General features: G+C 69.5%; 12 protein-coding genes. 8 read left to right on the top strand and 4 right to left on the bottom strand.

Translation table 11 applies throughout. The features are described 5' to 3' along the window. Positions 1-68: 68 nt before the first annotated feature. The 3 genes from LCL87_RS11400 to LCL87_RS11390 form a co-directional block, all read right to left on the bottom strand. Positions 69-377, bottom strand: coding sequence for a rhodanese-like domain-containing protein (locus LCL87_RS11400; RefSeq protein ID WP_225019622.1), 309 nt, complete (start codon positions 375-377; stop codon positions 69-71). Positions 378-405: 28 nt separating this feature from the next. After that, positions 406-2,049, bottom strand: coding sequence for an FAD-dependent oxidoreductase (locus LCL87_RS11395; RefSeq protein WP_225020004.1), 1,644 nt, complete (start codon positions 2,047-2,049; stop codon positions 406-408). Positions 2,050-2,113: 64 nt separating this feature from the next. Beyond that, entirely contained in the window at positions 2,114-5,395 is a 3,282-nt protein-coding gene (locus tag LCL87_RS11390; RefSeq protein WP_225019620.1) for an error-prone DNA polymerase, read from the bottom strand. A 528-nt stretch (positions 5,396-5,923) separates the two neighbouring features. Here LCL87_RS11390 and LCL87_RS11385 point away from each other — a divergent pair. The 3 genes from LCL87_RS11385 (at position 5,924) to LCL87_RS11375 (ending at position 8,557) form a co-directional block, all read left to right on the top strand. Next, entirely contained in the window at positions 5,924-6,457 is a 534-nt protein-coding gene (locus tag LCL87_RS11385) for a MaoC family dehydratase (protein ID WP_225019618.1), read from the top strand. After that, the gene (locus tag LCL87_RS11380) at positions 6,447-8,129 is read left to right on the top strand and encodes an alpha/beta fold hydrolase (RefSeq protein ID WP_225019616.1); all 1,683 of its coding nucleotides are present in this window, start codon (positions 6,447-6,449) and stop codon (positions 8,127-8,129) included. Before LCL87_RS11385 ends, LCL87_RS11380 begins: the two co-directional genes overlap by 11 nt. 80 nt (positions 8,130-8,209) lie before the next feature. After that, complete coding sequence (locus LCL87_RS11375) at positions 8,210-8,557, top strand: hypothetical protein (protein ID WP_225019614.1); 348 nt, start codon at positions 8,210-8,212, stop codon at positions 8,555-8,557. A 41-nt stretch (positions 8,558-8,598) separates the two neighbouring features. Here LCL87_RS11375 and LCL87_RS11370 read toward each other — a convergent pair whose 3' ends face one another. After that, positions 8,599-8,973 carry a helix-turn-helix domain-containing protein gene (locus LCL87_RS11370; RefSeq protein WP_084846760.1) on the bottom strand — a complete coding sequence of 125 codons (375 nt, stop codon included), beginning with the start codon at positions 8,971-8,973 and terminating at the stop codon, positions 8,599-8,601. A gap of 178 nt (positions 8,974-9,151) precedes the next feature. Between LCL87_RS11370 and wrbA the strand changes: the two genes are divergently transcribed. The 5 genes from wrbA to LCL87_RS11345 all read left to right on the top strand — a co-directional run bounded on the left by wrbA (position 9,152) and on the right by LCL87_RS11345 (position 14,087). Further along, positions 9,152-9,766, top strand: coding sequence for an NAD(P)H:quinone oxidoreductase (gene wrbA, locus LCL87_RS11365; RefSeq protein ID WP_225019612.1), 615 nt, complete (start codon positions 9,152-9,154; stop codon positions 9,764-9,766). A gap of 37 nt (positions 9,767-9,803) precedes the next feature. After that, a complete protein-coding gene (locus LCL87_RS11360) occupies positions 9,804-10,709 on the top strand; it encodes a MurR/RpiR family transcriptional regulator (RefSeq protein ID WP_225019611.1) in 906 nt (301 codons plus the stop codon). A 128-nt stretch (positions 10,710-10,837) separates the two neighbouring features. Beyond that, entirely contained in the window at positions 10,838-11,971 is a 1,134-nt protein-coding gene (locus LCL87_RS11355) for an ABC transporter ATP-binding protein (RefSeq protein WP_225019609.1), read from the top strand. Further along, a complete protein-coding gene (locus LCL87_RS11350) occupies positions 11,964-13,322 on the top strand; it encodes an ABC transporter substrate-binding protein (protein WP_225019607.1) in 1,359 nt (452 codons plus the stop codon). Before LCL87_RS11355 ends, LCL87_RS11350 begins: the two co-directional genes overlap by 8 nt. A gap of 6 nt (positions 13,323-13,328) precedes the next feature. Next, complete coding sequence (locus tag LCL87_RS11345; RefSeq protein ID WP_225019604.1) at positions 13,329-14,087, top strand: tyrosine-protein phosphatase; 759 nt, start codon at positions 13,329-13,331, stop codon at positions 14,085-14,087. Positions 14,088-14,122 lie beyond the last annotated feature (35 nt).

Below are 14,122 nucleotides of genomic sequence, written 5' to 3'. Positions count from 1 at the left end.
GGGGTATATCGGAGGGCTAAAGAGAACCCGGTCGAGAACCACTCGGTTTCGACCGGGTTCGGGTAGTGCTAGCTGCCGGACTCGACGGCGCGGCCGGACTGCAGCCACGCCATGGTGCCGCCGGCGACGTTGACGGCGTCGACGCCCCGGGCCTCGAGGTACTGCGCGGCCTGGGCGCTGCGGCCACCGGCCGCGCAGATGACGTACACGGTGCCGTCGGCCGGAACCTCGTCGACGCGCGCGACGAACTCGCTGAGCGGGATCAGGACCGCGCCGGGCACCCGAGCCTCGGCGAACTCGTCCGCCTCACGGACGTCGACGAGCGGGGCGCCGGTGGCGAGCACCGCTTCGAGTTCGGTCACGTCAATTTCGCGCATAGGGGGGTTCCTTCCGAGTGTTCGGGATTCACGAGACGCCGGCCGGCGCCTTGGCGCGCTGCCCTGCATCCCACGTCTTGTAGCCGCCGTCGAGGTTGGCCGCGGGTCGGCCCAGCCCGGCGAGCAGGCGCACCGCGGTGTGGCCGCGCTGGCCCACCTGGCAGTGCACGATCAGCTCCCCGGCCGGCAGTTCGCCGACCCGGTCCCTGAGCTCGTCGAGCGGGACGTTGACGGCGCCCGGAATGGCGCCGGCCGCGAACTCGTCGGCGGTGCGGACGTCGACGAGCGACGCGCCACCGGCGACCAGGGTATCGAGTTCGTGCCACTGGACCGTGCGGGTGGCGTCGGTGCGCAGGTTGTCGGCGATGTAGCCGAGCATGTTCACCGGGTCCTTGGCCGAGCCGAACTGCGGCGCGTACGCCAGTTCCAGATCGGCCAGGTCCGACGCGGTCAGCCCTCCGGCCATCGCGGTGGCGATGATGTCGATGCGCTTGTCCACGCCCTCGCCGCCCACGGCCTGGGCGCCGAGGATGGCGTCCGTCTCCGGGTCGACGAGCAGCTTGATCGCCATCTGCTGCGCACCCGGGTAGTAGCCCGCGTGCGACTGCGGATGGGTGTGAATGGCCCGGTAGGGACGGCCCGCCGCGCGCAGTCGCTTCTCGTTCCAGCCGGTCGCGGTGACGATCAGCCCGAACACGCCGACGACGGCGGTGCCCGACGACGACTTGGCCCGCACCGGGCGGCCCGCGATGACGTCGGCCACCAGCCGACCCTGCCGGTTGGCCGGGTTGGCGAGCGGGATCATCGCGACACCACCGCCGACCGCGTCACGCTTCTCGACGGCGTCACCGACGGCGAAGATATGCGGGACCGAGGTGCGCATCTGGTCGTCGACCACGACGCCGCCCCGCTCCCCCAGGTCGGCACCGACCATCTTCGCGAGCGAATTCTCGGGCCGGACACCGATCGCCATGACGACGACGTCGGCCGGGAGCGTGCGCCCGTCCGCCAGTTCGGCGGTGGTGGCGCCGATCGAGGTCAGCTGGGTGCCGAGTTCGAGGCGCACGCCGTTCTCCCGCATCCGGTCGGCGACCGGGGCCGCCATCTCGGGGTCGAGTGGGGCGAGCACCTGGTCGGCGAGTTCGACGACGGTGACGTCGAGGTCGCGGTGACGCAGGTTCTCGGCCAGTTCGACGCCGATGAACCCGGCGCCGACGATGACGGCGCTGCGGGCGGACGACATCTGCGACACGAGCCGGTCGACGTCCTCGACGTCGCGCAGGATCAGTGCACGTTCGACACCGGGCAGCGGCGGCACGATGGGGCTCGCGCCGGTGCTCAGCACCAGTTCGTCGTAGCTCTCGACGTAGGTGTCACCCGACGCGAGGTCGTGGACGGTGACGGTGCGGGCGTCGGGGTCGATCGCGGCGACCTCGCTGCGGACGCGGACGTCGAGTCGGAAGCGGGCCCCGAGGCTCTCGGGCGTCTGCAGCAGCAGTTCGTCGCGGTCCTCGGTGACGCCACCGGCGTAGTACGGCAGGCCGCAGTTCGCGAACGACACGTGGGCGCCACGCTCGAACACGATGATCTCCGCCGACTCGTCCAGACGACGCATGCGGGTGGCCGCGGACATGCCGCCGGCGACACCTCCGACGATGACAACCTTCACGATCTACCTCCTCGATGTTGCTGCCGACTATACCCCAGGGGGTATGTGACGGGGTGTGAAGCCGCTCTCAGCGGAAGTCCCGCGACCTGCTCGACATCCGCAGGTCCATGAGCTGGAGATGGTCCGCGACCACGGTCACCGCACCCTCCGCGTTCTGCACCTTCCCCCGCACCAGCAACGCCGGGGCGCTGGTGGCGAGCTTGCGATACTTCGCCCACAGTCCAACCGAGCACACGACGTTGACCATTCCGGTCTCGTCCTCGAGATTGACGAAGGTCACCCCGGCCGCGGTCGCGGGCCGCTGCCGGTGCGTCACCGCTCCCCCGACCAGCACCCGGTCCCCGTCCGGCACGTCCAGCAGTCGCGACGCCGGGAGCACGCCCAGCGCGTCGAGTTGCGGGCGCAGGAACTCCGTCGGGTAGCTGTCCGGGGAGATGCCGGTGGCCCACACGTCGGCGGCGGCGAGTTCGAGGTCGCTCATGCCGGGCAGGGCGGGCGCGCGGGTGGACGCCCCGGTGCCCGGCAGCCGGTCCGGGCGCTCCCCCGATGCCGCGCCGGCCGCCCACAGCGCCTCGCGCCGGGACAACCCGAAGCAGCCGAGGGCTCCGGCCGTCGCGAGGGACTCGACCTGCGCGGTGGTCAGTTCGATCCGGCCGGTCAGGTCCAGGATCGAGCGGAACGGCCCGTCGTCTTCACGCGCCCGAGCGATGCGTTCGGCGAGGTCGGCTCCGATGCCGCGCACCTCCCCCAGCCCCAGCCGTATCTCGGTGCCGCGCGCCTCGAGCGTCGCGTGCGCGAGGCTCGCGTTGACGTCGGATCCGTGCACTCGCACCCCGTGCCGGCGGGCGTCGGCGACGAGGGACTGCGGCGAGTAGAAGCCCATCGGCTGCGCGCGCAGCAGGCCCGCGCAGAACGCCGCCGGGTGGTGCAGCTTGAACCACGACGAGTAGAAGACCAACGACGCGAAACTCTGCGAATGGCTTTCGGGGAAGCCGAAGTTCGCGAACGCGTACAGCTTCTCGTAGATCCGGTCGGCGACGTCGCCGGTGATGCCGTGCAACTCCCGCATGCCGTCGTAGAGCCGTCCGCGCAGTCGTTCCATCTTCTCGGGCGACCGCTTGGAACCCATCGCGCGCCGCAACTGGTCGGCCTCGGCGGCGCTGAATCCGGCGACGTCGACGGCCATCTGCATGAGCTGTTCCTGGAACAGCGGCACCCCGAGCGTGCGTTTCAGCGCCTTCTCGAGACAGGGATGGTCGTAGGTGACGGGTTCGCGGCCGTTGCGGCGGCGGATGTAGGGGTGCACCGAGCCGCCCTGGATCGGGCCGGGCCGGATGAGCGCGACCTCGACGACGAGGTCGTAGAAGTTGCGGGGCTTCAGGCGCGGCAGCGTCGCCATCTGGGCCCGCGACTCCACCTGGAACACGCCCACCGAGTCGGCCCGCTGCAGCATCTCGTAGACCGCCTGCTCGGACAGATCGAGCCGCGCCAGGTCCACCTCGATGCTCTTGTGCTCGGCCACCAGGTCGATCATGTAGTGCAGTGCCGAGAGCATGCCGAGGCCCAGCAGGTCGAACTTCACCAATCCCACTGCGGCGCAGTCGTCCTTGTCCCACTGCAGGACGCTGCGGTTCTCCATGCGCGCCCACTCGACCGGGCACACGTCGGCGATGGGCCGGTCGCAGATCACCATGCCGCCGGAGTGGATGCCGAGGTGCCGCGGGAAGCCCTCGATCTGCGCGGCCAGTTCCAGCACGGCCGGCGGGATATCGGTGTCGGTCTCCTTACCGATGCCGCTCCACCTGCTGACCTGCTTGCTCCACGCATCCTGTTGCCCCTGCGAGAATCCGAGCGCCCGCGCCATGTCCCGCACCGACGACTTGCCGCGGTAGGTGATGACGTTGGCGACCTGCGCGGCGTACTCGCGGCCGTACTTCGTGTAGACGTGCTGGATGGCCTCCTCGCGGCGGTCGGATTCGATGTCGACGTCGATGTCGGGCGGGCCGTCGCGCTCGGGTGAGAGGAACCGCTCGAACAGCAACTGGTTGCGCACCGGGTCGACGTTGGTGATCCCGATCGCGTAGCAGACCGCCGAGTTGGCGGCCGATCCCCTTCCCTGACAGAGGATGTCGTTGTCCTTGCAGAACGAGACGATGTCGTGGACCACGAGGAAGTAGCCGGGAAAGGTCAGCCGTTCGATGATCCCGAGTTCGTGTTCGATCTGCGCGTACGCGGCCGGGTTCGACGACGGCGGCCCGTACCGCCGCCGGGCGCCCTGCATGGTCAGCTCGCGCAGCCAGCTCGCCTCGGTGTGCCCGTCCGGGACGTCGAACGGCGGCAGTTTCGGCGCGATGAGCCGCAGATCGAACGCGCACTCGAGCCCCAGCGCGGCGGCGCCGGCGACCGCCTCCGGGCAGTGCGCGAACAGCCGCGCCATCTCCGCGCCGGATCGCAGGTGCGCGCCGCCGGTGGGCGCGAGCCAGCCCGCGGCCTCGTCGAGGCTCTGCCGGGCGCGCACCGCGGCCATCGCCATCGCGAGCTGCCGCCGGGACGGCCCGGCGAAGTGCGCCGCGGTGGACGCGATCACGGAAAGACCCTGCCGCGCGGCGATTTCCGCGAGTGCCGCATTGACCTCGTCGTCCTCGGGCAGCCCGCGACGGGTCAGTTCGACGGTGACCCGGTCCGTCCCGAACCGGTCGACGAGGTCGCACAGCGCCGCCTCGGCGGCGTCGGGCCCGCCCGCGGTGAGCGCGCTGCGCACGTGCCCCTTGCGGCACCCGGTGAGGATCTGCCAGTGCCCGCCCGCCGCCTCGGTGAGCGCGTCGTAGTCGTAGCGGGGCTTGCCCTTCTCGCCGCCGGCGAGGTGCGCGGCCGCGATCTGCCGGGACAGCCGCCGATACCCCTCCTGCCCGCGGGCCAGCACCAGCAGATGGGTGCCGTCGGGGTCCGGGGTGCCGGTGCGCGGGGTGGCATCGAGGGACAACTCCGCCCCGAACACCGTCCGCATGCCCAGCTCCTTCGCGGCCTCGGCGAAGCGGACCACGCCGTACATGCCGTCGTGGTCGGTGAGCGCGATCGCGTCCAGCCCCAGGCGCACCGCCTCCTCGACGAGTTCCTCGGGCGGGCTGGCGCCGTCGAGGAAGCTGAAGGCCGAGTGGGTGTGCAACTCCGCATACGGCACGGTGGCACCGACCGGGCGAACCGCACCGTCGGCCAGGTACGCACCGCGCTTGCGGGACCACGCCGGGCTGTCGCTGCCGTCGCCCGGAAACTGCGACTCGTGACGCGGGCGCCCCGACAGCACCCGCTCCATCTCCGCCCACGTCGGCGGACCGTTGCCCCAGCCCATCCGCACCCTTCCCTACCTACCACGCATCTGCCGCCGAACCACTCGGCGACAGCGCCCGAGCGGGGAAGTCGCTTCGAACACGTGTTCTATCGTCGCATCGCGCCGGTCGCGCGTCAATCCCGGCCGTTTACATATTTTCGATACGCGGAAAACCGAATTGATGTGACGCCAATTCTTACCTTTCAGTAGGCGACCAATTCGGTCGCGCGACCGAATATCCCTACCCGAAAGTAGAGAATCAGAATTGCGCACGAATTTCCCGACGGGGGAATTGGACATAACACCCAGGCCGCAGAGTCCGACGTGCAACAACACGCGAAACTCCGACAATTCACGCCCCCTACCTGGACAAACGTCAAGCAGGACGCTCCGGGTGAACGCGCTGCGCGAAAGGGATCGCCGATATAGGCTGCGCCCGATCGCACCCCAATTCATGAATTCATTCGAATTGGGTCGAGCGCGATCGGCGCACCAATGGAAGATGCTCAACAATTCGGGCACCCGACCGAATCGGACCACAGGGACGAGATGACCACCAATACGACCAGCAGCCAGTCTGCGCGCAGCATCACCATGGCCCAACTCCCCGCCCTCGCCGGCACGAGCCTCGGCACGTCGCATCGAGTCCTGATCACGCAGGAACAGATCGCGCTGTTCGCCGATGCCACCAACGACCACCAGTGGATCCACGTCGATCCGGAGCGGGCCGCGACCGGCCCGTTCGGCTCGACGATCGCGCACGGCTACCTGACCCTGTCCCTCGCCGTCGAACTCTTCTTCCATCTGCTCGACGTGACCGACTGTGCCCAGGTCATCAACTACGGGCTCGACAAGGTCCGATTCCCCGCCCCGGTTCCGGTCGACTCGTCGGTGGGCGCGGTCGCCGACGTGACCGCGGTCGAGCCGTGCCCGGGCGGCTATCAGCTCGCCGTGACCCTCACCTTCGATGCGGTGGGCGTCGACCGCCCGGTGTGCGTCGCGCAGATGATCCTGCGCTACCTGGGGCCCGTGAACTCCACCGATTCCACTTCGAATGATCTGGGAGGCAACGGTGCTCGATAGCGCGATCCGTCAGATCTCCGCCAGGGTCGACCCCACCGGCTGGTTCGCTGCAAGCGCATCGGTCGCCCGGAACGCGGTCTGCAATCCGACGGCCGTCGCCGCGGCCACCGGCCGACTGGCCGTCGGGTTGGCCCAGATCCCGCCCGACGCGATCCGGGTGGCCGTCGGCGCGAGCACCCCGCCGCCGGCCCCCGGGGACGCCAGGTTCCGGGACCGCGCCTGGCAGGACAACCCCGCGTACTTCGCGGTGCTGCGCTCCTACCTCTGCGCGCGCTCGTACGTCGACAGCCTGGTGGACGCGGGCACCGCGGACGCCTTCACGGCCGCCAAGGCACGCCAGTTGGCGCATCTGCTGCTCGACGTCGCCGCGCCCACCAACAACCCCGTCACCAACCCGGAGGTGCTCACTCGCGCGATCGCGACGGGCGGCAAGAGCCTGGCCCGCGGCACGTCGTACCTGGTCGAGGACGTGGTCAAGCGCGGTGGACGGCCGAAGCGCACCGACGACAGCGCGTTCACGGTCGGCGAGAACATGGCCGCGACACCCGGCCGGGTGGTCTTCCGAAACGATCTGATCGAGCTCATCCAGTACGCACCGCAGACCGAAAAGGTACATGCGACACCGCTTCTGGCGTGCCCGCCCTGGATCAACAAGTTCTACATCATGGACATCGGCCCGGGACGCAGCTTCGTCGAGTGGGCGATCCGGCACGGCCGCACGGTCTTCCTGATGTCGTACCGCAACCCGGACGAGTCGATGAGCGGCGTGGGTTTCGACGACTACCTCACCGACGGTGTCGCGGCGGCGATGGACGTCGTCGAGGAGATCACCGGGGCGACGAAGATCGACCTGGTCGGGCTGTGCCTCGGCGGTGCGATGGCGTCGATCGCGGCCGGCCACCTGACCGCGGCCGGTGACCCCCGTCTGGGCACGCTCACGCTGGCGAACACCCTGCTCGACTACAGCAATCCGGGTGACCTCGGACTACTGACCGACCCCGAGACCCTCGCGAAGATCGACATCGTGATGCGACGGGCCGGGTACCTGGCCGGCACGGACATGGCCCAGACCTTCGACCTGCTGCGGGCGAACGATCTGATCTTCCGGTACTGGGTGAGCCGCTGGATGCTGGGCGAGGAGCCGCAGTCGTTCGACCTGCTCGCATGGAACGAGGACTCGACCCGCATGCCGGCGTCCATGCACAGCACCTACCTGCACTCGCTCTACGGCGAGAACCAGTTGGCCCAGGGTCGTTTCACGATCGCCGGACGGACGATCTCGCTGCGGGACGTCGACAGCGACGTCTACATCGTGGGCGCGCTGGACGATCACATCGTGCCGTGGCAGTCGTCGTACGCGGGCGCCGTGTTGTTCGGCGGCGACGTGCGATTCGTCCTGTCGAACGGCGGACACATCGCCGGCATCGTCAATCCGCCGGGCAAGAAGACCTGGGTCGAGTCCTGCGGCGAACCCGGCGACCCGGCGCCCGGCGGACTGCCGGCGGATCCGACGGCGTGGAGGGAGTCGGCGCAGCGCCGATCCGCCTCGTGGTGGGAGGACTGGGCGACCTGGTCGCAGCAGCGCGCCGGCGACCTGCAGGCCCCGCCGCCGATGGGCAGCAAGCAGCACCCGGCGATCGGAACAGCTCCCGGCACATACGTTTTCACCTGACAGATGCGCTCCGCCTAGCGTGTTAGCAGTCATAATGCTAACTTGCTAACACCCAGTCCGTCACCCATCGAGGAGCCACCATGGCCACGCAATCGACCACCACCGCGAACGCGAACACCACCGGTGCCGCGCGCACCACCGCCAAGACCACGCTCACGGACGGCATCGAGTCCGTCACCAAGTCCTTCGACGAGAACCTCGGCCGCGTGCAGAGCTTCAACGAGACGTTCCTCGATGCCGCCAAGCTGAGCGGCAACCTCACGCTCGACACCTACGAGAAGGCGCTGTCCTCGGTCCTCGACTTCAACCGGTCGATCGCGACGGCCGCCAAGTTCGACTGGGTGGCCACCGTCGTGGACGCCCAGACCACCCTCGTGCAGGGCCTCAGCGCGGCCGCCACCACGGCCGCGCGTGAGGTCCTGCAGTAGGCCTCACCCCCGACGAGGCCTCCGACGGGCCCCCGCCCGGATCACTGTGCCGGTCGGGGGCCCCGTCGCCGCTTCGCGATCGTGACGTCGCGGAACGTCTCGTACATTTCCTCGAGCGCGGCCCGCTGAGCCTTGGTCAGGTCGGAGTCGCGACGGATCGCGGCCACCACCTCCGGAACCTCACCGGCGTCGGCCCGGCCGGCCTGCGCAGTCAGCAGGTCTGCCGACGTGTGCAGGTGCTCGGCGATCGCCGCCAGCACCTGCTCACTCGGCGCCCGCAGGTCCCGCTCGATCTGTGACAGATAGGGATTCGAGATCCCGACCATCTCGGCGAACTTCCGCATGGGCACCGCGGCGAGCTCGCGCTGCTGCCGGATGATCTCGCCCAGAGTCGGGGGCCGGACGTCGTCCACCATGCCGGTCAGCCTACTTAACCGCCGGTACGGTCCGGATTCGGTCCCGCACGACGGACTCCCGGGAGGCTCCATCCGGACATCGCTCCCACAGCGGACCGGATGCGATCGAACCGGTGCGCGCGGACGCCGCTGCGCGGTCTCATGGGGTGGGGGCCGAACGCACCGAAGGGACGTCCCGATGACCAACCTGTCTGTCATCTACTACTCGGCGACCGGCCACGGCACGACGATGGCCGAACGCCTCTCCCGGGCCGCGGAGTCCGCGGGCGCCGAGGTCCGGGTGCGGCACATCGCCGAGACCCGTGATCCCGAGTCGTTCGCGACCAATCCGGCATGGACCGCGAACTACCTGGCCACCAAGGATCTCCCGGCCGCCACCGGCGACGACATCGTGTGGGCCGACGCGGTGATCTTCGGCTCCCCCACCCGCTTCGGCAGCACCGCGAGCCCGTTCCAGGCCTTCATGGATTCGCTCGGCGGTCTGTGGGCGCAGGGAATGCTCGCGAACAAGGTGTACGCCGCGTTCACGTCGAGCCAGACCCGGCACGGCGGCCAGGAGACGACCCTGATGGCGCTGTACACGTCGCTCATGCACTTCGGCGGGATCCTCGTGCCGCCCGGATACACCGATCCGGTGAAGTTCGCCGACGGCAACCCGTACGGCGTGAGCCACGTGACGGGCCCGGAGAACCGTGATCCGCTGGACGACACCACGAATGCCGCGTTGGACCATCTGGCGACACGGGTCGTGACGATCGCCGCGAAGCTCACCGGGGCTCCGTCGCCCGCATGACGCCCAGCCGTTCACCGGCGTGTGTTATCCAGACCCCATGAGCGCTGACTCCCCCGGCACCCAACCGCCGATCGGTACGACGACCGCGACCATCCGCGCCCTGTCCGCGGGCCTGGCGCCGAGCGAACGCCGGGTGGCCGACGTGTGCGCCGAACGCCCCCGGGAGGTGGCGTGGTGGTCGGCGGCCGACCTGGCGGCCGCGGCGTCGACGTCGACCGCAACGGTGGTGCGGGCGTGCCAGAACCTCGGCTTCTCGGGATTCCAACACCTGCGCATGCTGCTGCTGCGCGATCTGGGCGCGGAGTCCTCGACGGCCGCCGAGGCGGCCTCGCCACCCGGCAGTGTGGGCGTACTGCGCACGATCGTCACCGAGGTGGGCTCGGACCTCGCCGGCGGTCTGGCGCCACTGTCGGAGGCGTCCTTCGACGACGCCGTCCGGGTGCTGACGAACGCGCGGCGCATCCTCGTCGTGGCCAACGGCGGATCGTCGACGGCCGCAACCGCGTTCGCCGTCCGCTTCCTGCTGTCCGGACGGGCCGCGGAGGCCCCCACGGACACCGTCGTGCAGGCCCTCACCGCGCGCACCCTCGGCGCCGACGACGTGTGCGTCGCGGTGAGCGACTCGGGCATGAACGCCTACACGATCGACGCCATGAGGGCCGCGCTGGACACCGGGGCCCACGTCGTCGGCGTCACCGCGCACGCCCGCTCGTCACTCGCCGAACTGGCGGACACCACCCTGATCGTCGGCAGTGGGTCCGGGCCGTACGCGGCGCACGGGGTGTCGGCGACGATCATCCAGCTGACCTTCCTCCTCGGCCTCCAGGTCGCAGTGTCCGAGGTGGACGGCACAAGCCGGGTTTCCACCGAGCGGGACGTGGAACATCTTGTCGCTCTGATGAATCCGAAGCACGAACCCCTCGATCCCACGGACCTCGACTAGCCCCGAAACGCTCACGACCAGTTGGACGGACATTCAGTGCTCGTTCACCTTCGGCTGGCTGACTACTCCATGTAATGAGAATTCCGAATCGATCCGATTCGGGTAATCACGTTTCATCGGAGAGGGTCATGGGCAGTATTCGAATCGAGAGCCTGGGCAGGACCTTCGGCGGCGTGACCGCCGTCGACGACATCTCGATGGAGATCCGCAACGGCGACTTCCTGGTCCTGCTGGGCCCCTCGGGCTGCGGTAAGACGACGCTCCTGCGGATGATCGCCGGGCTCCTCGAACCGACCAGTGGCCGCATCGTCCTGGACGGCGAGGACATCACCAGCGCGCCCGCACGCAAGCGCGACGTCGCGATGGTCTTCCAGAACTACGCGCTGTACCCGCACCTGTCGGTGGCGCGGAATCTCGGTTTCCCCCTTCGGGTCCGGAAGGTTCCGAAGGAGGAGGCCGCGGCGCGGGTCGACGAGGTGGCACAGCAGCTCGAGATCGCGCACCTACTGGACCGCAAGCCCAAGGAACTGTCGGGCGGCCAGCGTCAGCGTGTCGCGGTCGGGCGCGCGATCGTGCGCAACCCCAAGGCGTTCCTGATGGACGAGCCGCTGTCGAACCTCGACGCGAAGCTGCGGACGGCCACCCGTCGCGAGCTCACCGATCTGCACCGGCGCCTCGGCGCCACGTTCGTCTACGTCACCCACGACCAGGTGGAGGCGATGACGATGGCGACCCGGATCGCGCTGCTCAACCGCGGCGCCGTCGAACAGATCGGCACGCCCGAGGAGGTGTACGACCGGCCGGCGTCGGTGTTCGTCGCCGGCTTCCTCGGCAGTCCCGCGATGAACCTCCTCGACGCGGCGGTCCTGAGTATCCGCGGTACGGTCCGCGCCGAGGCTCCAGGTCTGCGTGCCGACCTGTGGGCCGGCACCACCGAGGACCTCGACGTCGTGCTCGGCATCCGGCCGGAACACCTCCGCGCAGGCAGCGGGTCGGAGTCCGTGTCCCTCACCGCCACGGTCGATTCCGTCGAGAACCTCGGCAGCGAGGAGATCGCGTACTGCACCGTCGGCGACGCCACCGTGTGCGTCCGCTCACCGCGGCCGATCGCGATGCGCGTCGGCCAGTCCCTCACCCTCACCACCGATCCCGAACACGTGCACCTGTTCGACCGCGCGAGCGGTCGCCGGCTCGAGTGGATCGACACCTCGCAGCCCTACGACTACCCCGCCTCTTCCGCTAGGAGCCTGACCAATGCGTAGACGCACCACCGGCCTGGCGCTGCTGTCGCTCGCCACCGCCCTCACCGTGGCCGGATGTGCCACCGGCGCCATCGCGTCGAGTTCGTCCTCGGACGGCCTCGCCCCCGAACTCGATCCGAACCAGGATGTCGAGATCGTCTTCGAGTCCTACAACCTCACCCAGGCGGGCCCGTGGACGGACACCGTCACCGGGCTGATCGCCGACTTCGAGGCCGAACACCCGAACATCACCGTCAAAGCCCAACCGCCGCAGGGCACGTCGGCCGCCGGAAGCGGCACGGCGAGCAGTGTGCAGACCCAGTTGCTGGCGGGCAACCCGCCGGACGTCGCGCAGCTGACGTTCGACACCCTCGACTTCGCCGTCAACCAGCTGGGCGCGCACTCGCTCGACTCACTGGTCGGGACCGACGCCGTCCAGGAACACCTGGCCGGCGCTCACCCGTACCACCCGCGGGCGGCGACGCTCGGCGACTGGGAGGGACAGACCTACGGCATGCCGTACGTGTTCTCCACCCCGGTGCTGTTCTACAACGCCAACGTGTTCCAGAAGGCCGGTGTGCCCGCCGACACCGACCTGTCGACGTGGCCCAAGGTCGCCGAGGCCGCCAAGAAGATCACCGCGTCTACCGGCAAGCCGTCGCTGACGATCTCGTGCGCGGTCAAGGGCGGCAACTGGTGCATGCAGGGACTGTTCCGGTCGGCCGGCGGCAACGTGCTGTCCGAGGACCGCGAGAGCGTCGAATTCGCGACCGACGAGTCGCTGGCGGCGGTCGAGATGCTGCGCGACCTGTACGACCAGGGCGTGCTGGCCAACCAGGACTCCGCCGGCCAGATGGAAAGCTTCATGAAGGGCGACACCGCGATCCAGCTGCAGTCGTCCGCGATCCAGGGCATGCTGCTGGGCGCGTCGAAGGCCGCCGGCTGGGAACTGCGGGCCGCGGCCATGCCCGCCTTCGACGGCCGCGCGGCGGTGCCGACCAACTCCGGTTCGGCACTGTTCGTCTTCGCGCAGGACCCGGCGAAGCAGCGCGCCGCGTGGGAGCTCATCAAGTTCATGACGAGCGACCACGCCTACACCGAGATCTCGTCGAAGATCGGATACCTGCCGCTGCGGACGTCGCTCACGACCGACCCGGCGGCGTTGAAGTCCTGGGCCGACGGCAACCCACTGTTGACACCCAACCTGAAGCAGCTCGACCGGCTCGAGCCGTGGCAGTCGTACCCCGGCAACAGCTACGTGCAGATCGACGACATCCTCGCCACCGCGGTCGAGGAGTCGGTCTTCTACGGCAAGGACCCCGCAACCACCATGGCCGCCGCCCAGAAGCGCGCCCAGGACCTGATCGGCTGACACGACATGACGACTCCCCTCCGCACCCCGTCCCGCCGCCTGCCCGCGGACGGCGTACACAACCTCCGCGATGTCGGCGGGTACCCCGCCGGCGGCCTGACCACCAAGTGGGGCAAGCTCTTCCGCTCGGATGCGCTGCACGGCATCGACCCGGCCGGCCGCGCCGGACTTTCGGATCTCGGGCTGGCCCTCGTCATCGACCTGCGAGAGAGCGACGAACGGGCGAGCGCCCCGAACGCCCTCGACGGCATCGGCCACCGCGAGGTCCACCTGCCCGTCTACCGGGACGGGCTCGGCAGCCGCGGCGCGACGCACACCGCGGAAGCCCTCGATCTCGGTGGGATCTACGCCTGGATGCTGGGCGAGCACGGCGTCGCGCTCACCGACGCGGTGCGCCTCATCGCCGACTCCGGAGACGACCCGGTCCTGGTGCACTGCACCGCCGGCAAGGACCGCACCGGCCTGGTGATCGCCCTGGCCCTGGCCGCCGTCGGCGTCGACGACCGCGACATCGCCGCCGACTACTCACTGTCCGAACTGATGCTCGCCGGCGAGTGGGTGGACACGATGACGGCAGCGATGGCAGCGCGTGGCCTGCCCGCCGGGATCGACATCGCCCAGATCGTCGCCGCCAGTCCGGCCCCGCTGATGCTCGCCACCCTCGCGTCGTTGCGCGCGAGCCACGGCGACGCCGTCGGCTACCTGCGTGCACACGGCATGACCGACACCGAACTCGACGACCTCCGCGCCTGCCTCCTCGGCTGACGCCCACCCTCACACGAATCCCACAAGGAGACAGA

This window comes from Prescottella equi, from assembly GCF_020171745.1.
Lineage (GTDB): Bacteria > Actinomycetota > Actinomycetes > Mycobacteriales > Mycobacteriaceae > Prescottella > Prescottella equi_A.
The sequence above is the reverse complement of the archived record's forward strand: the minus strand, read 5'-3'. Positions and strand labels throughout refer to the sequence as shown.

Bases quoted from the DNA above. Each gene is read 5' to 3' on its own strand.
- LCL87_RS11400 (WP_225019622.1), bottom strand. From the start codon at position 377: ATGCGCGAAATTGACGTGACCGAACTCGAAGCGGTGCTCGCCACCGGC.
- LCL87_RS11390 (WP_225019620.1), bottom strand. From the start codon at position 5,395: ATGGGCTGGGGCAACGGTCCGCCGACGTGGGCGGAGATGGAGCGGGTG.
- LCL87_RS11385 (WP_225019618.1), top strand. From the start codon at position 5,924: ATGACCACCAATACGACCAGCAGCCAGTCTGCGCGCAGCATCACCATG.
- LCL87_RS11375 (WP_225019614.1), top strand. From the start codon at position 8,210: ATGGCCACGCAATCGACCACCACCGCGAACGCGAACACCACCGGTGCC.
- LCL87_RS11370 (WP_084846760.1), bottom strand. From the start codon at position 8,973: ATGGTGGACGACGTCCGGCCCCCGACTCTGGGCGAGATCATCCGGCAG.
- wrbA (WP_225019612.1), top strand. From the start codon at position 9,152: ATGACCAACCTGTCTGTCATCTACTACTCGGCGACCGGCCACGGCACG.
- LCL87_RS11360 (WP_225019611.1), top strand. From the start codon at position 9,804: ATGAGCGCTGACTCCCCCGGCACCCAACCGCCGATCGGTACGACGACC.
- LCL87_RS11355 (WP_225019609.1), top strand. From the start codon at position 10,838: ATGGGCAGTATTCGAATCGAGAGCCTGGGCAGGACCTTCGGCGGCGTG.
- LCL87_RS11350 (WP_225019607.1), top strand. From the start codon at position 11,964: ATGCGTAGACGCACCACCGGCCTGGCGCTGCTGTCGCTCGCCACCGCC.
- LCL87_RS11345 (WP_225019604.1), top strand. From the start codon at position 13,329: ATGACGACTCCCCTCCGCACCCCGTCCCGCCGCCTGCCCGCGGACGGC.